Raw genomic sequence first — 19,282 nt, 5'->3', positions numbered from 1 at the left:
CAGGCGCCAGATTACCGGTATGGCCTGTTGTCATGGCATTGTATTTTTCTGTTCTAGACCCGGAACCTGTCATACTCTTTCCAGCAGTCCAGGCAAAGCTTCTTTCCGTCCTGAAGCCGCATCATGTGTTCCGCGGTGGTCTCTTTGCAGCAGTCGCAGGGACAGGACCGGAACAGCCTGGCCCTTTCCGGAATATGGCAGACAGCCTCTTTCACGTCAAATAAGTCTTCCGGTTCCCTCTTCTGAAGATACGCAAAAGACTCTTCCTTCGACGCAAAATCCGGACGTTCTCTTAACACCAGTCGGACGGACTTCCCTGTTTTCCGGTTATAAAAGGAAAACGCCTGCTTTCCCCTCATATGAAACAGCAGATTCCCCTTTCCAATGCTGCATCCCAGCACAACCTGGATAGCGTCCACGCCGCAGGCGTCATTCTCGGAAATACATACCACTTCCTCGTCCTCGGAAAATCCCAGTTCCAAAAGCTCCATTGCGTATAAGGCCGCTTTATATCCGATTGTCAGTCCGCCGCACACGTGACCATGAAATTTTGCACACTGTTCCCATAATTCTTTCTTCTCTTCTGCTTTCATTTAAAATTCCTCCATTTGATAAATACTGCACTCAATCCGGTCCGCAACAGGGACAAACGGCTGCAGTCTTCCATTCTTTAACAGATAAATGCGGTCTGATACCTTCGCCGCGCAGGTTAAATCGTGAGTCACCATCAGTATGCTGAATCCTCTGCTGTTCTGAAGCCCCTTCAGAAAACGCAGCACATTGGCCTTGCTCGACGGATCCAGCATGGAAGTGGGCTCGTCCGCAATCATCAGCGCCGGTTCCATGGTCAGCGCCCTTGCGATACAGATTCTCTGTTTCTGCCCTCCGGACAGCTTCTTCACTCTGGTATTGAGGAAATACGCCTCAGACGGCAGTCCCACATCACGAAGCGCCTGTTCGATCCGGTCCTTCACCGTATCTGCGTCAGCCTGGCCGGACAGAAATAAAGGCTCGCTTACCGCTTCCCGGACAGTCATGGAGGGATTCACGGATTCATTGCTGTCCTGAAATACCATCTGGACACCATGACTGCTCTTATGAAGCTGTTTATAGTCGGCGGTTTTACCGTCATACAGCACATTTCCTTCAAATTCATCCATATATCCGCCGAGTATTCTGGAAAGCGTCGTCTTCCCAACGCCTGATTTTCCTACCAGGGAGATAAACTCTCCGTGTTCTATCTCCAGACTGGCGTCCCGCAGTACGTCCTGCTTCCCATACCGCTTACCGATGTGCTGCGCCTCCATCAGCGTTACAATGCCGCCCCGGTTGCAGGCTACCTGCCAGCCACCGCCGTTTTCCGTGAGAGAAGGCCTTTTCGTCCGGCAGATATCCAGTCTCTGACAGCATCTTCCGAAAAACGGACAGCCTCCCAGCCCCTCTTCCTCTGCCGGCCTGATCCCCCAGATATCCTTCAGGAGATTTAAATCCATGGAGGCCCTTAAGAGCCCCTGGGTGTAGGGATGCTTCGGCCGCTCCAGAACCTTTTCCGTCAGTCCCGCCTCTTCCACCATGCCTCCGTACAGGATCATAATCCTGCTGCTCAGCTCCCTGGCCAGGCGCAGATCATGGGTGATGATCAGAAATGCAGTCCCGTGTTCCCGGTTAATCCTGCGGATCAGATCGATAAACGCTTTTCTGGAATTGGCATCCATGGAACTTGTCGGCTCATCTAAAATCACCATTTCCGGTGTCAGTGCCATAGCATTGGCCAGTAAAAACTTCTGCGCCATCCCTCCGGATAGCTGGTCCGGGTAGCGCTCTAAGTCCGTTTCCTCCAGCCCCACCATTTCCATCAGTGTTTTCATGCGCTCCCGGTGCTCTCTGGCCGGATATTTTTTAATCAGCGTTTCCCGGAGCTGCTCTCTCAGCCTCATGGAGGGATTCAGCCATTCTCCCGAATTCTGAAAGACGATGGAAAACAGTTCCATCCGAATCCGGCGCACTTCCTCCTCTTTCTTCTCATACAGGGAACTGCCGGCTATGACCACCTCACCCGCCACAGCCGCGTCCTCCTCCAGCAGACGGGACAGCGCCCGGGCCAGCGTCGTCTTGCCGCTTCCCGACTCTCCGGCTGCCGCCAGAATCTCCCCTCTCTTCATGGAAAAAGAGCATGGGCCCAGCGTAAATCCGGGATATTCCACAGACAGACCTTGTACATTCAGAATTTCATTCAGAACTTCACTCATATTTCCCTCATTTTATATTTATGTTTTTGCTGCTCTGTTCCTGTTAATTTCTCATTTTCCGTCTCATTCCTCCCGCAGCAGCCACTCCTCCAGAGCCTGTGACAACAGCCTTAAGCAGAGAATTGTGAGCACCAGCATTGCCACCGGCGGGATCAGCCACCACGTCCAGTAATTGGTGAAATAGATTCCCGTAAAGGAGGATGCATTCTGTATCATCAGCCCCCAGGACTTCGCAAGGGGATCGGACAGCCCCAGATACGCCAGGGAAGACTCCTGGATGATGGTCCTGCCGGTAACTGCAGCCGCATTGACTAAGAGCAGCGGAAGTATTTCACCCAGCATATGCTTTCTCACAATATACCACGGACTGGCGCCGTAGCTCTTTGCCAGCACCACGTATTTCCTGTTCTTTACGGACATCACCTTGGCGCGCACCTGTTTTGCAATGGATGCCCAGGAGAAGGCCGAGACGATCAGAATGATATTCCAGATACTCTGTCCCCAGAACGCTCCGATCACAATCATAACCGGAAGCTGCGGAACAGACAGAAACACATTGGTAATAAAGGAGAGGACCGCATCAGTCCTTTTTCCGCAGTATCCCGCGCATACGCCGAACAGTCCGCCTGCGGCAAAGGAGCAGGCGGCCGCTGTCACTCCCGTCATCATGCTCAGATAAAATCCCTTTGACAGCTGGGCAAAAATATCGATTCCCAGGTTGTCCGTTCCCAGAAAGTGGATGGCCGACGGCGCTTCCAGGGAGGCGCCGGAAGACTTAACCGGGCTGTGGGGGTACAGTGTCAGGCCATACAGGCAGACAGCCGCCAGAAGAAGCAGGAGGATGAAATACCTTCTGATTCGTTTCATCTCAATTCCTCCCGGTCAATCCCTGCGTTCAGCACGTCCGCCAGAAACAGGCTGGTGAGCACCAGAACCGTTGACAGCAGAAAAAATCCCTGTATCATCGTATAGTCCCTGTACCGCACGGCTTCCCGCATCACCAGCCCCAGCCCCGGATAAGCAAATACATTTTCGATCAGCAGTGTACCGCCAACCGCGGTTCCGACATTCAGGAAAAAACGAACCACAATCGGCGTCATACCGTTTCTGAATATGTAGCTCCATCGGATTCTTCCCGCTTTCAGCCCCTTGGCCCTGGCATTCATGAGATACGGTTTCGACATCACCTCCAGGAAGCTGGCTCTCGCCGTGAAGTAAAATCCGGGAAACATCACAATAACGAGGGACAGCACCGGCAGAAAGCCATGGGAGATCAGATCCCACGCCTTCTCCCCGCCCGTCTCGTATCTGGCAAATGCCGTCGCCCCGCCCGACAGAGGCAGCCATGAAACCTTTGCCGCCACCAGAAATAAGAGCAGCAGCCCGACCAAATAGGCGGGCACCTCCGTAAGGGCAGATAATATCCGAAAGGCCGCCCGGTCGAACCTTTTTTTCTGCATTCCAAACAGCGCCAGCGCCGTACCGGTCACCAGGCTCAGAATTAACGACACGCCCATGACAGAAAGGCTCCAGGGCAGGCGTTCCTTAAGCACAGTAGTCACCGGCTTTTTGTAATGGATGCTCAATCCAAGATCTCCGGTCAGATTTTTCCTGACTGTCTGTGCCAACTGCTCAGCGAGCGGCCGATCCAGGCCGTAATACGCCCTCATCTGATCCAGCTGCTCTTTCGAATACTCGGTATCCATGTCCTCGCCGGAAACCGATGAGGTATACAGAAGCGGATCTCCCGGCATCAGGCGTGGAATGAAAAAGTCAAACAGGTAAATCACCAGAAAGGTACAGATAAATAGTGTGATTCGTTTTCTCATAAACGTTTATCTTTCCATGTAGGACAGACGGGTCTGTTCCGTCTGCTGATACGCGTACGTCTTCATCCAGCCGTCGTAATAATCCTTGCGGTACATGGAGTAGGAGGACTGATTTGCAATGACGATCAGCGGGACTTCCTCGCTGACCAGATACTCCAGATCCTGAAACATCTGTCTGCGGGCCTCGAAATCCACTTCCTTCATCTGGTCCTCGGCCAGCTTCGTGATCTCATCGCTGCTGTAGCCGATCGGTCCCATGCTGTGCGGATTACCTCCCTTATTCTTCGAACGGTCGGAGAAAATGGTTCTCATATATTTCGGCGGATTATTGCCCCAGCCGCCATTGCCTACCAGCGCAAATTCATAGTTTCCCGCATGGACCATCTCATCACGGGAAGCCGAATCGTAGGCTGCAACCGTCACTTTTACACCGGCCGCCTCCAAATCCTGTTTGATAAGCTCTGCTATATCCACATCGGAGCCGCTGTCGGCCGCCAGAAGGGTCACTTCATAGTTTTTACTCTCCAGTGCGGACTTCGCTTTTTCCGGATCGTATGGGTAGGCCACAACGTGATCGTTGTAATAAAGGCTTCCCTGCGGAACGTATCCCGCGCTTCCCACGCTTCCGGCTCCGCGGAATACCTTGTCCACGACCGCCTGACGGTCCAGGGCCGCATACACAGCCTTTCTCTGGTCCAGATCGAGAAAACCGGGACATTTTTCAAAATTAATCAGGAGCTTGTAACCCATGTCATTGGCTTTTTCCACCACACCGATCCCCGGATCGCTTAAGTATTTATCCTTTAAATCAGCCGGCATGCCGGTGATGTCGATCTCGTGATTTTCAAATGCCAGAAGGGGATCGCTGACAGGAACAAACAGCACGCGGTCGGCTGCCGGTTTTCCGCCCTTGAAGTCATCGAACGCGGTGAATTCATAGCTTCCGGTGGCCCCGTCATAGGCGGTACACCGGTATGCTCCGCTGCCCGTCAAATATCCGTCGCCCGTGTAGGTGTTCGGATCTTCCACCTTCTCCCACACGTGTCTGGGAATAATCACAAACGAACCGATGCTGCTCAGCGTATCCGCAGCGGCCTCTTTTACCGTGATGGTAATCGTGCGGTCGTCCACAACGGTGTAATGGTCGATCAGGAAGCTGTCTCCCGCTCCCAGCGAGTTGGATACCGGCGGGTGTTCCCTGAAATAGTCTATGGTAAAGGCGACATCCTCTGTCGTCAGAGGCGTACCGTCGTGGAATTTTGTATCGGGAAACAGGGTAAACGTATAGTCACTGCCGTTCATTTCCCAGGACTGGGCAAGCCATGGAATATCTCCCGTCTCATCTTCGTCGATCAGGCTTGCAAACACCAGATTCATCTTGGCGCTTCCCGGGCCGCGGGATGCGTTTAAATAAGGGCTGGGAGCTCCCCAGTCCGTCCCTCCCGCCAGCTTGAGCGTCTCCACCAGATGGCCCTGTTTCGTCCGGCCTTCCGTATCCCCGTTCTCCGCCTCAGCAGCCTGTTCTGTATGATTCACTGATTCTGACGCCTGTACCGACGTCCCCGCCGCCGGCGTCCCCTGCTTTCCGCAGCCGGTTACTGCGGCCATCGCCATCATGGCTCCAAACATAAAGCTCACTAATTTTCTTGATCTCATTGCTTCCTCCATCTTATCTCTCCTGTATTTGTACCCTTCCCAGCTGTCTTTACTGCGGCGATTATGATGAAAGGCCCGTCTCACCGGACCGTTCCGCCTGACATAAAAAAAGCCACGAAAGCAGGCACCTGCAAAGCGGTGCGATATCCTTCATGGTATTAAGCTTCATCTTCATGATGACGTTAGGAATAGTTTATCATAGATTAGTCAAACTTTCCAGATTTTTTACACAATCGTTTGCCTAAAAAGAGAGAGGCGGATTTCCCTCCTCTCTCATCTTCTTCTCACGGTCAAATAGAAACAGTTCATTCCATCCCGGTATTCCATTCCAATCTTTGCTCTGTGTTTTCCAGCCGTCTCCGCGGCGATAGCCAGTCCCAGGCCGTAGCCGCTGCAGCTGCTTCTGGCGCTGTCTCCTCTGTAGAAACGCCGGAAGATCAGGGAACGTTTCTCTTCCGGTATGGGTTCTCCCTGGCTGTTCACCCAGAGCTTTGCCCGTTTTCTGCCTGCCGCCTCCAGCCTCACCACGGTTTTCCCTTTGGGAAGGGAGTATTTCACCGCGTTGTCTAAAAGCGCCTTGATCAGCTGTCCCACCTGATCCGGATCGCCCAGCATCTGCACCTCCTCATCCAGCTGATACTCCAGCTGCTTTTCCTCCTGATAGAAAACCGGTTCAAAGGTCAGCACCTTTTCCATCACCAGATCGCTTAGGCTGAAGAGATGGAAGGTACCCTTCTTCGGCGTGAGGGCGTCATTTTTGGCAAGCAGGAGCAGACTCTCCACCAGGAAACGCATCTCCCTGCATTCCTGAAGGATGTGCTCCAGCCATTTATCCGCCTCGGTGGATATGCCTGTATACTGTTCCTGAAGCAGCTCGGTGTTAGCCGTAATCACCGTCAGAGGCGTCTTCAGTTCATGGGAGGCGTCGGCCACAAACTGCTTCTGCATCCGTATGGACTCTTCCACCGGCTTGACGGCCCATCGGGAAAAGAAGTAGGACAGCACCAGGAAACCGATCCAGATACCGGCGCAGGCCAGGCCTCCGTACTGCATAACACCGTTTCGCAGGGTGTCCTCATAGGAGGTGTCGGCAAACGCGATCATATATCCGGTGGGGCGGCTGACCCGCAGATACCGGAGATGGTAGCCCTCCAGAAGCCCCATGTCCTCCTCGCCGGCCATTCCCAAAAACGCCATTTCCTCTAAGAATTCCTGTCCCGGAAATGCTTCATAGCCGCCTTCCCACGGCGTCACCATGCCATCCTCCCCCACCATAACGGAGAAATACGGCGTCTGCGCAGGCGAACGGGTGGTGAAGATCAAGGGATGCTCCTCCTGCGACACCACCTTCGCCAGCGCCAGCCTTCCCTGCGCGCTGACCCGTTTCTCCATGACAAATGCCACCGCACAGAAGGTAATCCCGATGACCGCCGTCACGATCAGCATGTTATAGCAGATAAATTTCATCCGAAGCCTGCTTATCTCCTTCATTCCCGTCCGCCTCCTCCATTCTTCTCCATGATCCGGTATCCCAGTCTGCGGATGGTCACAATCACCACATCCGCATTCAAAAACTCCAGCTTCTTTCTCAGAAATGAGATGTATATCTCCACATTGTTATCGACCGCCTCGCCGTCGCTGCCCCAGATCTTCGAAAGGAGCGTCTCCTTGGAAACTACCATGTCGCGGTTCACGAAAAGGATCCGGAGGAGGTCATACTCCTTCTTACCCAGCCGGATGCTTTTTTCCGGCCCATTTAACGTATAGTCCGCCTGGTTCAGCGATATGTTGCCCAGGCTCAGGCATTCCGGGATCACCTCTCCCCGGCGCCGTAATATCGTCTTCATCACGGCCAGCAGCTCCTGCATGTCAAAGGGCTTTGTCAGGTAATAATCGGCTCCGCTCTCCAGCCCCAGCACCCGGTCGTCGATCTCGCTCTTTGCAGTAAGAATCAGCACGGGAACGGAACAGCCGCTCTTTCGGGCCTTCTTAAGCAGTGTGATCCCGTCCATTCCCGGCAGCATCAGGTCCAGCACGGCCGCGTCATAACCGCCGTCCGTGAGCAAAAAGTATCCTGTATTCCCGTCCCCGCAGATATCACAGTCATACCAGTGTTTCAGGATGTCACGGATGGATTCCGCCAGCCGCCGGTTGTCTTCCACGATCAGTACACGCATTTTTTTCATCTCCTTATAACAGAAAAATCCATCTGTATTCTCTCTCAATTCTACGGAGAATGCAAGAGAACACCGATGGATTTTACAGATAATTCACAAAACAGCGATTTATCGCCCTACCGTCCCCGGATTTCCTTTCTCATAAAGCTGATATAGGAGACGGCAAAGACTACGGCGGTCAATGCCAGCAGGCCCGTCAGGTGCGGCCATACCAGCAGCAGACTCTGTCCCAGGGACAGGTATCCATTTATAGCGCCCGACAGCTGCTGCGGAAGTATGATGTTGGTGGAGCGCACCTGCGGATTCATGATGGTCGATACCGCCTCACTGTACAGATAGTACGGGGAGAGCCGGTTCAAATTCATCTGGCAGTTATAATTGGCCAGAATCTGCGATGCGGTCGCCGTCTGCCCCATGGGGTAAAGTACGTTGGCTGCGATGCTGACGACCAGCGTCATAAACAGGGCGAAAAAGATCCACAGCGCAATCACCACCATAGCCGACGTGGCCGCATGGCGGCACAGCACGGAGAACAGGATAGAGAGCGCCAGCCAAAAACAGATATAGACGGAAGTAAAGAACAGCAGGACGAGCACCCGTCCCAGTTCCTCCCCCGATGGCGGGATTCCCGTGGCCAGCAGCCCCACCGCTCCTGCGATCAGTCCCATGGAGAATACCATCAGAAAGATGATGGTGGCTCCGGCCAGAAACTTGCCGTTAATGACCGCATCCCGGTAAATCGGCTGGGCCACAAGGCGGTTTAAGGTTCCTTCCGAGCGCTCGCTGTTGATGGCGTCAAAGCCAAGCGCCAGCCCGACAAAGGGGCCTAAAAGCGCAATAAACGAGGTGAACGAAGGAATGGAATTCCCGCTCAATGTAAACAGTTTTAAAAAGATGTAGCCGGAGTCAGACGCCGTCTCCGAGGAGAGGCTGGAAAGCGCTCCGTAAATGCTGGCACAGCTGGTTAAAAGGATTAAGAGCAGCACGATCAGGAACCGTTTGCTGTGAATATGGTCCGACATCTCCTTGCGGTATAAGGCGCCCATGCCGCTCATTCCCGAACGGACGCCTCCGCCCGCACCGTCACTCCTCTCCCTGGCGCTGTTCCCTGCCGAAAGAAAGGAAGCCTTTACTTTTCCTTTGATTGAGACTGCCATTTCCCTTCTCTCCTTTCTCAAAATACGTGCGGTAGATCTCATCCAGATCATTTCCCCTCTGCCTCAAATGGCACAGGCTGTAGCCGCCCTCCAGCGCCTTTCGGTTCAGTTCACGGCTTAAGTCCGAGCTGGAATAGATCACATAGAAATCCCCGCTTCGCTCTATTTCCTCCACATTTCCCAAGTGCTCCAGAAGCTCTTTAAAGCCCCTGTCGTCCGGGATAGCCGCGGCCTCCAGCACATAATGTCCCTCCCGGCGCATCTGCCCGGCCAGATCGTCGATCCTTCCGCAGGCGATCAGCTGCCCCTCTACAAACAGGCCCACGCGGTCGCACACCTGCTGAATCTGGTAGAGCTGATGCGACGAGATCAGAATGGTCCGGCCATCCTCCTCCGCCAGGCTCCGGATTAAAAACATGAGTTCTCTCATCCCCTCCGGATCGATTCCCAGCGTCGGTTCATCCATGATCACCACCTTGGGGTCCTTCATCAGTACATCCGCGATCCCCAGACGCTGCTTCATGCCCCGGGAATACGTTCCCGTCTTCTGGTCCGCAGCCCCGGTCATGCCGACTTTCTCCAGCAGATCTCCGATCCGGTCTTCGATCACCTTCTTCGGCAGCCCGTTTAACTGCCCCGTAAACCTGAGGTTCTCCCGGCCGGTCATATCGGAATAGAAGCCCACGTTATCCGGTAAATATCCTACCATCCGTTTCACCTCGATGGCCTGTCTGGTGCAGTCCTTACCATCGATCGAGGCGCTCCCGGCCGTCGGCTCCGTCAGACCTAAGAGCATCAGGGTCGTGGTCGTCTTTCCGGCCCCATTGGGCCCCAGAAGCCCGAATACCTCTCCCCTGCGAATGGACAGCGACAGGTCGCTGACCGCCTTCTTTTCCCCGTAAGCCTTGGTTAAATGGTCCGTTTTTATCATCATTTCATCTTCATAATTTGCAGCAATGTCCATAACAATGACCCCTTTCCGGCGTGACAGCCCTTTCGGCTATCTTCTGCCGTATTTACGGAACACGTAGCCCAGTCCGCCTGCGGTACACAGGATGATTACGACCGCCACGATGCCCCAGATAGTGCTGGTCTTCACGGACACACGGAAATCCGCGCTGGATTCCGCCTGCTCACATTTTGCCGTAAAGGTATTCACATAGTCTCCGGTGATGGCCTCAGAGCCCGGTTTTACGTGGGCGATGACTTCCGTCGTGGAACCGGCGGGAATGGACGGGATCACGTTGTTTTCCAGGTTATAGGTTACGGTCCATCCGGATGGCAGGGAGGAATTTAAGGATACGTCCTGTAAATCCACATTGCCTGTATTCGTCACATTCAAGGTTACGTCCGATTCTTTTCCCGCATAGGCGTCAAAGCTCAGCCGCCCATCCGGCGTTCCCACCTTCAGGCCGTAGCTGCCGGTGATCACCACCTTTAAATCCGTGCTGAGAGTCTCCTCCGCGGAAACCGCGCTGCATGAAATATCGTATTCCCCGGCGGCGATTCCCTCCGGCGGTGTGACGGACACGGTCATGCCCTTGCTGGTGCTGGATTCCACCTCGATCGCCGCCACCTTTGTGGTCTCTCCCGTTGGGGTGAAGCTCACGTTCCAGCCTGCCGGCGCGTTGGAAGAGAGGCTGTAGGACTGGCTCTTCAGTCCGTTGTTAATCAGCGTGGTGCTGAAGCTGAAGTTGGTTCCGGTGGTTCCTTCCTGCTGCGGATACTCCGAGGTAAAGCTTCCCTTTCCCGCCTTCATCTCATTGACAAGGAAGGAGATGGACAGTGTGTCGGAGAGGCCGCTTGCCGAGGAGGCGCCTACCTCGACTACGTAGGTTCCCTCTGTTAGTTCCTTTGGTACGGTTACATGAAGCGTCATTTCTGCTCCGGCCTCGCCGTTCTTTACATGGATGCGGCTTACCTGGTAATTACCGCCCTGGAGGTATCCCTCCCAGCCGTCGGGCATGGCGGACACTTTAACATCTGCATCCAGACCGGAGCCGGTGTAATTATCCAGTGTGACCGGGATATTTAAGTTATCCCCGGGCTTAACGGATATTCCGGGATAATCGGTGCTCAGCTTCAGGCCCTCGGCCGCATACGCCGTATGTACATTCAGGAACAGGAAAAGCGCCGCCGCCAGAAAAACAGCCAGAAAAGCCCATACCCTTCTTTTTTCGTTTCGTTTGCTTACAATTGCTTCCTCCATAATATCCTCCTTTTGATGCGTCTTCGGCATCCGTATTTTTCTTAAGAAGATCATATCGAAGAAACCTTTAATGAACCTTTAATAAGTTTGAAAATACTGTGAAACAAAGAGACGGCGGCAGAACGTTTTTCATGCAACGTTCTGCCGCCGTCTCTTTTATAAGCCTCCCGGCCAGGTTCCCGGGCTGTCGGACCGCATTAATCGTTATCGGGCAGGAGCTTTATGGTGACCATAATGTATTTCAGGAAGGCTCCCTCTTCCAGCTTTATGTCTGTCGGATGCGTCTGGTTTGGAAACTCGTAGGTTCCCTCTTCCACCTCCAGATAGAGCCAGTTATAAGCCGCCTCTCTCGCATTCTCCACAGCATCTTCCAGATCCGGTCCGTCCGCCTCACAGCACTTTAAGTCCGGAAATTCCACATGATATCCCTTATCGTCCCTATGGGGCGTAAAAACAGCAGGGTAAGTAAATGTCATAATCAATTCCTCCAGCATATATGATAAACAGTATTATTATATACTTATTCTGCCCCATTGTACAGATTTTTATCAGAAGCTTCTTCGTCACTGTACACGCCGCCGGCTGCCGCCTGTTCTCTCAGCAGGTTGATAAACAGATCGATTGCCGGCGTAACCCACTTATTTTTATGATAGGTGCATACCGTGGTGATCCTGTTATTCTCTATGGAAACGGGAAGCTCCCGGATCAGCCCGCACCGCAGCTCCTCCTCCACCGTAAAACGCGGCAGGTAGGCGACGCCCAGATTCCCGGCGACACTTCGTTTTATGGCTTCCGTACTGACAAGCTCCATCTCTCCGTTCAGGGTGATGTCTGATTTTCTCAAGTATTCCTCAAACTGTCTGTGGTATAAGCTGTTTTTGTCCATGGTCAGCAGGCAGATATCCTTTCTCTGGCCCTTCGTTATGAAATCACACGCTTCCTGCTTCAGTTCCATGCTGCCTGCTAAAACCAGCTGGTAGTCACGCAGCTTCTCGACAACGAGGGAGGCACCGTAACCGCCGATATCGTAATGCACCCCAAGATCCACGATGCCGCTGATGATCTGCTCACGTATCTCGTAGCAGTTGGGCGTCCGGAGAGACAGCTTTACATCTGGGGCCAGTTTGCGAAACGCACTTAAGACCTGGTGCATCTGATACGACAGCAGCGTCTCCGGCATGGCGATTCTCAGGGTGCCAGCCAGCAGATGGCCGCACTTTCCGTAATTTTCCATCTGCCGGACGGCCTCCAAAACCGCGTCGATATAAGGCAGCAGCCCTTCCCCGGCCTGAGTCAGCTCCATCCTCCGTCCGATTTTTTCAAACAGCTTGACAGACAGTTCCTGCTCCAGCAGCTGCATCTGCAGGGTGATGGTGGACTGGGCGTAATTCAGCCGCTCCGCCGCTTTTTGAAAACTGCCGGTCTCGAGAATGGTTTTGAAGGTGGTTAAGTATTTCAGCTCCATATGGTGCGCCTTTCCAAAATAGTTCAGTAATATCGAATTATCAGTTTCTTATTATCTATTAGACCGAAGCTTCTTTTTCCGCTATTATAGTATAGAGAAGGTGGAACGTCAAGAATTTACAGATCATTTTAGGGAGGTAAGATATTATGATAGAAATCAGAACCTATTCCGATAAAGACAGGGAAGAGGTGATACGCCTTGTCCTGCACTGCCAGAACGATGGAACCCGCCCGTCTGTGTCGGTAGACGATCAGCCGGAGCTGCGCCGTATTCCGGAAAAGTATATGGACGGCGGCGGTAACTTCTGGGTGGCAAAGGATAACGGAAAAACAGCGGGCAGCATCGGCCTGATGAAGTTTGGCGATGGAACCGCTGTTTTGAAAAAATTCTTTGTCTATGAGCCCTACCGGGGCGCCCCCTGCCACCTGGGCAGACAGCTTTACGGAACTCTTCTGGATTATGCGAGAACCCACGGCGTGAAGCAGCTGATTCTGGATACGCCGAAAAATACGGACCGTGCCCATAAATTTTATGAAAGGGCCGGGTTTACGAAAATAGAGAGAGCGGACGTACCGGTGGTTTATGACTTTCCTTATGAGGACAGTGATTTTTTCCGGCTGGAAATCTGATCCCTCATCAGCCTTTCAAAATCTCCCGCGGGCATAGGCCTGGCAAAATAATAGCCCTGCACATAGTCGCATCCGGTCTCGCCGAGACGATCCAGCTGTTCCTTTGTCTCCACGCCCTCTGCCACCACGCTTAAGTGCATCCGGCGGGCAAGCTCCATAATAAACTGCAGCACGCCCTGATCCGCAGGTTTCGCCGTCTCACTCCGGATAAATGTCATATCCAGCTTCAGGATATCGATCGGCATCTGATTCAGCATATTCAGGGACGAATAGCCGCTTCCGAAATCGTCCATTTCGATGACAAAGCCCAGTTCCCGCAGATGGCTGACCGTCTCGATGATCTGTCCCGGGTCCTCCGTGTAGGCGCTTTCCGTAATCTCAAGATGGAGCCGGGAAGGCGTCAGGCCGTATTTACTGACGGTGCGCACCATGATATCCGCAATATCCGCGTGATAGATATCCGCACGGGATACGTTCACGGAGACAGGCACGGGCGGGTAGCCCTCATCGTCCCATCTGCGCAGATAACAGCAGGTCTTATCCCACACATACTGATCCAGTTTTGTGATAAATCCGTTCTTTTCAAACAATGGAATAAATTCCGCCGGCGACTGGAATCCCCATTCCGGATGCTTCCAGCGCACCAGCGCCTCGGCTCCGGCCATGGTCTCATCACAGATCCTGTATTTCGGCTGCAGATAGACTAAAAACTGGCCTTCTTCCAGAGCCGTCTCCATGCTGTCTATGATGGCCTGCTGCCGCAGCAGTTCATCCCGAAGCTTATCATCGTAGGCGGCAAAATAGATTCCGTACTGGCCCTTGATACTGCGCGCGGCCAGAAGGGCGCGGTCGCACATCTGATCCACCGTCACCGTCTGGCTCTCGACGGAATAAATACCCCATTTCACCGCGACATTTTTAGCATTCTGAAGTTTATTGATCTCATCACTGGACCGGATAAACATCTCCGCCGTAAACTCCTGGTCAAATTCCAGCAGGCACGCGAACTGGTCCGCGCTCAGGCGCCCGCAGATCCCGCGTTCTCCCACCTGTCTCCGGTACATATCCGCAATCCCACACAACAGCCGGTCTCCGGCGGCCACACCGAATACATCGTTAATCAGCTTGAAATTCTCAATATCGGAGCAGATGATATAATAGTTCCTCCCCGGATTCTGGCGGAGAGTTTCCCTCACGCGCTGATAGAAGAATTCCTTGCTGTAGAGGCTGGTAAGCCGGTCGTACTGAAACTGATTGATCATAGCAGCGGTTTCCCGTAGATGGATGATGCTCGCCACCCGGTGCCGGATAATCTGGGGCTTATATGGTTTTGCCACGTAATCGGTGGCCCCATGAGACAGGGCCGCCACCTCATCCGCCTCGCTGTCGCTCTGCGTCGTGACAATCACAGGGATGGAGGCCAGGGCCGGATCGGCCTTCGCAATCGACAGGAACGTATATCCATCCATCACAGGCATGGTGATGTCCAGCAGAATCAGGGAAATCTCATCCTTTCTTTTCTCCAGAACATCGAGGGCCTGCTGCCCGTTTTCCGCTTCCAGAACCGTATATTCCAGAGAGAGCAGCTCACTTAACATCAAACGATTGATTTCATTATCTTCCACGACCAGAATAGTCTTATTTGCGGGCATGTATTATTTCCTCTTTTCTTCGGGCTGCCATGGACAGAAAGGTACACCGGCTGCTCTGTCCATGACCGGTCCAGTTTATTATACCAAAAGAGACTGCTCAGCACAAGTGATCTTCTGCAACACATGTCAAATATTCTGCCACGGTCTCATACAGCAGCTCCGGATCAATCGGCTTTGCCAGATGTCCGTTCATCCCCGCCGTCTCCGCCTTTACAATATCTTCATGAAAGGCGTCCGCCGTCATGGCGATAATCGGTATCGTCCCGGCTCTCTCATGCCCGGAGCTGCGGATCGCAGCCGTTGCCTGGTATCCGTCCATCACCGGCATCTGCACGTCCATCAGGATCAGATCGTAGGTGTCCCCGTCTGCCAGGAATTTGTCCAGGGCTGCCCTGCCGTTTTCCGCCCAGTCCACCGTGATTCCGATCATCTGCAGCAGCTCCACCGCTATCTCACGGTTTAAATCATTATCCTCCGCCAGCAGCACGTGATGGCCCGCCAGTTCGGGGCGGTGGTTCTTCTCGGCGGGAACGCGGACCGCTCTGTCAATTCCGGTTACGGACAGAAGGGCATTATAAAGTGTGGAGGCAAAGACCGGCTTGGTCAGGAACATATCCACACCCGCTTCCCGCGCGCGCACTTCCACATTCGTCCAGTCGTAGGCCGTTATAATAATGATGGTTGTTTCCGGCCCTACCTCCGCCCTCACCCTGCGGGCCACCTCAACGCCGTCGATATCCGGCATTTTCAAATCTGCGAGGCACACGTCGTAGTCCGTACCGCTTTGGTGGGATTCACGAATCCGGTTCACACACTCCTGTCCGGTCAGTACCCAGTCAGACAGAATACCCATCTTCTTCAGCATCAGCGACGCATGAATGCAGCTGTCCCTGTCGTCATCCGCGATCAGCACCTTAAGCGATTCCAGTTCGTGCTGTTTCTGCGGGATCACCCTGTCTTTATCCGGCGGCGTTTGAAAATCCAGTTCAACGGTAAACACGGTTCCTTTTCCCACCTCACTCTTCACGGTGATGGTACCGCCCATCAGAGTGACCAGGTTCTTTGTAATCGGCATTCCCAGTCCGGTGCCTCCGAGTGTCTGGCCGGCGCCTAAATTCTCCTGCTCGAAGGGAACAAACAGGCGGTCCAGAAACTTTCCGCTCATGCCCGTTCCCGTATCACTGACGGTAAAACGAAGGCGCATCCTGTCCTCCGTCCTCTGGAGCTGACGGATCTCAAGGCGGATCGTTCCGCCTGCAGGCGTGAATTTCAGGGCATTGGACAGCAGATTCAGCAAAATCTGATTCAGTCTCAGGGAATCACCAATCATGACTGTCTCTGATAAGTCAATCAATGGTACGGTAAATATCAGTCCTTTGGCATCCGCCTGCGGATATATAATGGAGGAGATGGACTCTACCACATTTTCCAGATTAAAGGTCTCCTGGGCAATCCTGACCTTTCCCTCGGAGATTTTGGACATATCCAGGACGTCGTTAATCAGTGCCATCAGATGCTTGGAGGAATAGCCGATCTTTTCGAGGCAGTCCTCCACCCGCTTCTGGTCGTCGATGTAAGCCGCCGCAATGGTGGTCATCCCGAGGATGGCGTTCATGGGCGTGCGGATCTCATGGCTCATCCGGGAAAGGAAATCCGTCTTCGCCTGATTCGCATGTTCCGCCACCGCCAGGGCATCCTTTAAGGCTTCCGCCTGCTCCGTCAGCTTCTTCTGCATCTCCCGCAGCTCCGTCACGTCGGTGATATCGATAAAGATAGCAAGATAGACCGGGCTGCCATTCTGCCAGTCGACGCAGGTGGCATTGACCTGAAGATACATATTCTGACCGGACCGGGCTTTAACGGATATGACAAAATGTACAGGAGCGCCTTTCCGAATCTCCTCCCCATACTTTAAAATGATCTCCATATTGACGTCGATATTGCGCTGGTACAGGGGACTGCTCTCCCCCTCTTCACCGAAATACTCCATGAAGCGTGCATTGGCGGAAAGGAGTGTTAAGTTCATGTCAGGGTCAATGCGGTATTTTGCTACAAATCCCGGCAGGCTCTCGTATGTCACGGACTGCTCTTTCTGTATCTTTACCAGATTGTCAATATTGGTCATGACCGAATATGCCACCTGATAGCCGTTTATGTACTCCCTGGCAAACTGAGTCGATAACTGTACCCAGACGAAATCACCGTTCCTCCTGCGCATCCGGGTGACCAGCTGATACCCGCCTTCCCCAGCGTTTAATGCGGCCAGTACCGTCTCCGTAAGCTCTGTCCACAGCGACGGATCACTCTGATAATACAGGTCGGGCCTGTTATGATATGCTTTTTCATATTCCTCCTTGGGCCATCCGATCAGATCATAATAGAACTCGTTGGCCCAGATCAGTGTAAAATGTTCATCCAGCAGGTGCTTGCTCACGCTGACCTTCAGCAGATGCATCAGCGTGTTGTATTCATAGCCGGCGGCCAGTATATCCTGGCTGCTGCTCCCGGCAGCGCTCTCTTTTTCCTGTTCTGTCATTACCAGATTCCTCCCTGGCCGTCTTCGTAATTCATAAGCAATCGCCGGCAGCCTTGTTCATATTAGTTCCTTTCATCTTAGCATAAAATGTCCTAAAACTCAACGGACATCTGGTATTATCGGCCGCGGAATGATAAAATAACAGAAAACACACTGCACTATGGGAGGTAAAAAACAGTTGGTCAATGATAATCAATACTCGAACCTGATATACGAATACTTTCTTGTACGTTTTCACTCTCTCTATTACAAATACGGGAATACACTCCCTTCTATCGATATCCTCTGCCGTGAATTCAATGTCTCTGCCCAGACCGTGAAGGCCGCCCTGCGGCGTCTGCGCGCAGAAGGCTATATCTCCATGCATAACGGCACGGTTACCACCGTCATCTTTCAGCAGACAAGGCAGGGGGCTGTGGACTTCATCCTGAACTATTTTTCCGAGCGGTGGGCAGATTTTTACGATCTCTACTCCTCTGCTGAGCTGGTGTTTATCCCCATGCTGGTGGAGGGGCTGAAACGGATGGACGAGGAAGATCTGGCTCTGCTTTCCCATCTGGAAGATAGGGCGGAGGCCGACGACCTGGTCCATTTCTACTGCTGTGTCCTCCAGAAAATAGAGAATCCGCTGGCTTTAAACCTCTATTGGGAAACGAACCTGTATCAGGGGTTCCCCTTTGCCAGGCTGGAACCGCAGCCTATCCATTTCGATACCGGTCTGGTGCGCAGACGGTTAAAGGTTTTGATGAGCCGTGTATATGAAAAAGACTGGAAGGGTGTACAGGCCGCCCTCCTGGAGTACCAGCAAAGTGATATCCATGCAATCCAAAAAGCTCTGGGGCCATACATACGCCCTCTGCCGAAGGAGTCGCAGATCCCCTTTGTCTGGCGTGTGTACCACAACCGCCCGCAGATCTGCTACAATCTCGCTTCCCAGATCCTCCATGACATCTATCTGGGGGAATTCCGGGAAGTGCAGTATCTGCCTTCCTATGAGAAGCTGGCGGAAAAATACGGTGTATCCGTCAGCACGCTGCGCCGCACCATTGCCATGCTGAGCCAGGCCGGCGCCTGCCGCACCATCAACGGTAAGGGCACCCGCATCTTCACCTTGGGGGTCCCCTGCGATCCACCGGATTTTAATAGCCCCGCAGTACGGCGGAATCTGGCATTTTTCGTTCAGTCCTTTGAGATTCTGATCTATTCCTGTGATGGGGTGACCCGGTCTTTTCTGACCGCTTTGAGTCCGGACAGAAAAGCCGCGCTGATCGGGTGTCTGGAAGAATGCCTGATTACCAGACGCGGGGAGCTCTCCTTCTGGTGTTACTTGATCCATGTCAGCCAATACAGCCATCTTGCCGGTATCCGGCAGATCTACCGGACCGTCTATCATCTCTTCCTCTGGGGATATCCTTTAAAGGCGTCCTCCGGAGCTTTGCCGGATTTGGAGAGGGCAACGCAGCATTTTGCGGAATCCCTGGTCATGCATCTGAAGGAAGATGAAATTGAGCAGTGCGCTGCCGATGTAAAGGATTTTCTTACCAGACAGTTCCCGGCCGCGAAGCGCTACTTAATCCGGCATGGCATTCAGCCGGAAGAGCTCCGGCTCTCACCGGCCATACGGCTGTTTCTTACGGATGGGGATGGGCCGGAATCCAGGACCGCCGATAAGGAACTTCCATCCGACAGCTAAACAAAAGAACCCCCGGTTCGATCACACGAA

16 protein-coding genes are annotated in these 19,282 nt (G+C 53.2%); 2 read left to right on the top strand and 14 right to left on the bottom strand.

What is annotated here, in order from left to right:
* Positions 1 to 53: 53 nt before the first annotated feature.
* From H8S80_RS04065 to H8S80_RS04010, 12 genes are all read right to left on the bottom strand, one after another.
* Entirely contained in the window at positions 54 to 593 is a 540-nt protein-coding gene (locus tag H8S80_RS04065; protein WP_002600187.1) for an FmdE family protein, read from the bottom strand.
* On the bottom strand, positions 594 to 2,249 hold the full coding sequence (locus H8S80_RS04060; RefSeq protein ID WP_117630312.1) for an ABC transporter ATP-binding protein: 1,656 nt from the start codon (positions 2,247 to 2,249) through the stop codon (positions 594 to 596).
* Positions 2,250 to 2,312: 63 nt separating this feature from the next.
* Complete coding sequence (locus tag H8S80_RS04055) at positions 2,313 to 3,116, bottom strand: ABC transporter permease (protein WP_117630311.1); 804 nt, start codon at positions 3,114 to 3,116, stop codon at positions 2,313 to 2,315.
* The gene (locus tag H8S80_RS04050) at positions 3,113 to 4,078 is read right to left on the bottom strand and encodes an ABC transporter permease (protein ID WP_117630310.1); all 966 of its coding nucleotides are present in this window, start codon (positions 4,076 to 4,078) and stop codon (positions 3,113 to 3,115) included. Before H8S80_RS04050 ends, H8S80_RS04055 begins: the two co-directional genes overlap by 4 nt.
* A 6-nt stretch (positions 4,079 to 4,084) precedes the next feature.
* Positions 4,085 to 5,734, bottom strand: a complete 1,650-nt coding sequence (locus tag H8S80_RS04045; RefSeq protein WP_243006262.1) for an ABC transporter substrate-binding protein — start codon at positions 5,732 to 5,734, stop codon at positions 4,085 to 4,087.
* Positions 5,735 to 6,007: 273 nt separating this feature from the next.
* Positions 6,008 to 7,225, bottom strand: a complete 1,218-nt coding sequence (locus H8S80_RS04040) for a sensor histidine kinase (protein ID WP_117630309.1) — start codon at positions 7,223 to 7,225, stop codon at positions 6,008 to 6,010.
* On the bottom strand, positions 7,222 to 7,911 hold the full coding sequence (locus H8S80_RS04035; RefSeq protein WP_025529362.1) for a response regulator transcription factor: 690 nt from the start codon (positions 7,909 to 7,911) through the stop codon (positions 7,222 to 7,224). Before H8S80_RS04035 ends, H8S80_RS04040 begins: the two co-directional genes overlap by 4 nt.
* A gap of 116 nt (positions 7,912 to 8,027) precedes the next feature.
* Positions 8,028 to 9,068 carry an ABC transporter permease gene (locus H8S80_RS04030; protein WP_038256639.1) on the bottom strand — a complete coding sequence of 347 codons (1,041 nt, stop codon included), beginning with the start codon at positions 9,066 to 9,068 and terminating at the stop codon, positions 8,028 to 8,030.
* Complete coding sequence (locus tag H8S80_RS04025) at positions 8,995 to 10,032, bottom strand: ABC transporter ATP-binding protein (RefSeq protein ID WP_025529360.1); 1,038 nt, start codon at positions 10,030 to 10,032, stop codon at positions 8,995 to 8,997. The genes H8S80_RS04030 and H8S80_RS04025 overlap by 74 nt, the downstream gene beginning before the upstream one ends.
* A 36-nt stretch (positions 10,033 to 10,068) precedes the next feature.
* On the bottom strand, positions 10,069 to 11,277 hold the full coding sequence (locus H8S80_RS04020) for a COG1470 family protein (RefSeq protein WP_025529359.1): 1,209 nt from the start codon (positions 11,275 to 11,277) through the stop codon (positions 10,069 to 10,071).
* Between the two features lie 197 nt (positions 11,278 to 11,474).
* A complete protein-coding gene (locus H8S80_RS04015) occupies positions 11,475 to 11,753 on the bottom strand; it encodes a type II toxin-antitoxin system HicB family antitoxin (RefSeq protein WP_029466087.1) in 279 nt (92 codons plus the stop codon).
* Positions 11,754 to 11,797: 44 nt separating this feature from the next.
* On the bottom strand, positions 11,798 to 12,742 hold the full coding sequence (locus H8S80_RS04010) for a LysR family transcriptional regulator (protein WP_117630308.1): 945 nt from the start codon (positions 12,740 to 12,742) through the stop codon (positions 11,798 to 11,800).
* 146 nt (positions 12,743 to 12,888) lie between these two features.
* Between H8S80_RS04010 and H8S80_RS04005 the strand changes: the two genes are divergently transcribed.
* Positions 12,889 to 13,371 carry a GNAT family N-acetyltransferase gene (locus H8S80_RS04005; protein ID WP_117630307.1) on the top strand — a complete coding sequence of 161 codons (483 nt, stop codon included), beginning with the start codon at positions 12,889 to 12,891 and terminating at the stop codon, positions 13,369 to 13,371.
* Here the strand turns inward: H8S80_RS04005 and H8S80_RS04000 are convergent.
* Both H8S80_RS04000 and H8S80_RS03995 read right to left on the bottom strand, forming a co-directional pair.
* Entirely contained in the window at positions 13,335 to 15,023 is a 1,689-nt protein-coding gene (locus H8S80_RS04000; RefSeq protein ID WP_117630306.1) for a two-component system response regulator, read from the bottom strand. The genes H8S80_RS04005 and H8S80_RS04000 overlap by 37 nt on opposite strands.
* A 97-nt stretch (positions 15,024 to 15,120) precedes the next feature.
* Complete coding sequence (locus H8S80_RS03995) at positions 15,121 to 17,559, bottom strand: hybrid sensor histidine kinase/response regulator (RefSeq protein WP_187049036.1); 2,439 nt, start codon at positions 17,557 to 17,559, stop codon at positions 15,121 to 15,123.
* A gap of 178 nt (positions 17,560 to 17,737) precedes the next feature.
* On the opposite strand from H8S80_RS03995, the gene H8S80_RS03990 reads away from it, so the two are divergent.
* Positions 17,738 to 19,252, top strand: coding sequence for a GntR family transcriptional regulator (locus H8S80_RS03990; protein WP_243010325.1), 1,515 nt, complete (start codon positions 17,738 to 17,740; stop codon positions 19,250 to 19,252).
* Positions 19,253 to 19,282 lie beyond the last annotated feature (30 nt).

This window comes from Hungatella sp. L36 (genome assembly GCF_014288035.1).
The sequence above is the reverse complement of the archived record's forward strand: the minus strand, read 5'-3'. Positions and strand labels throughout refer to the sequence as shown.

Coding starts and splice junctions, on each gene's coding strand:
- H8S80_RS04045 (WP_243006262.1), bottom strand. CDS start 5,734: ATGAGATCAAGAAAATTAGTGAGCTTTATGTTTGGAGCCATGATGGCG.
- H8S80_RS03995 (WP_187049036.1), bottom strand. CDS start 17,559: ATGACAGAACAGGAAAAAGAGAGCGCTGCCGGGAGCAGCAGCCAGGAT.
- H8S80_RS04035 (WP_025529362.1), bottom strand. CDS start 7,911: ATGCGTGTACTGATCGTGGAAGACAACCGGCGGCTGGCGGAATCCATC.
- H8S80_RS04040 (WP_117630309.1), bottom strand. CDS start 7,225: ATGAAGGAGATAAGCAGGCTTCGGATGAAATTTATCTGCTATAACATG.
- H8S80_RS04005 (WP_117630307.1), top strand. CDS start 12,889: ATGATAGAAATCAGAACCTATTCCGATAAAGACAGGGAAGAGGTGATA.
- H8S80_RS04015 (WP_029466087.1), bottom strand. CDS start 11,753: ATGACATTTACTTACCCTGCTGTTTTTACGCCCCATAGGGACGATAAG.
- H8S80_RS04025 (WP_025529360.1), bottom strand. CDS start 10,032: ATGGACATTGCTGCAAATTATGAAGATGAAATGATGATAAAAACGGAC.
- H8S80_RS04060 (WP_117630312.1), bottom strand. CDS start 2,249: ATGAGTGAAGTTCTGAATGAAATTCTGAATGTACAAGGTCTGTCTGTG.
- H8S80_RS04065 (WP_002600187.1), bottom strand. CDS start 593: ATGAAAGCAGAAGAGAAGAAAGAATTATGGGAACAGTGTGCAAAATTT.
- H8S80_RS04030 (WP_038256639.1), bottom strand. CDS start 9,068: ATGGCAGTCTCAATCAAAGGAAAAGTAAAGGCTTCCTTTCTTTCGGCA.
- H8S80_RS04000 (WP_117630306.1), bottom strand. CDS start 15,023: ATGCCCGCAAATAAGACTATTCTGGTCGTGGAAGATAATGAAATCAAT.
- H8S80_RS04010 (WP_117630308.1), bottom strand. CDS start 12,742: ATGGAGCTGAAATACTTAACCACCTTCAAAACCATTCTCGAGACCGGC.
- H8S80_RS04020 (WP_025529359.1), bottom strand. CDS start 11,277: ATGGAGGAAGCAATTGTAAGCAAACGAAACGAAAAAAGAAGGGTATGG.
- H8S80_RS04055 (WP_117630311.1), bottom strand. CDS start 3,116: ATGAAACGAATCAGAAGGTATTTCATCCTCCTGCTTCTTCTGGCGGCT.
- H8S80_RS04050 (WP_117630310.1), bottom strand. CDS start 4,078: ATGAGAAAACGAATCACACTATTTATCTGTACCTTTCTGGTGATTTAC.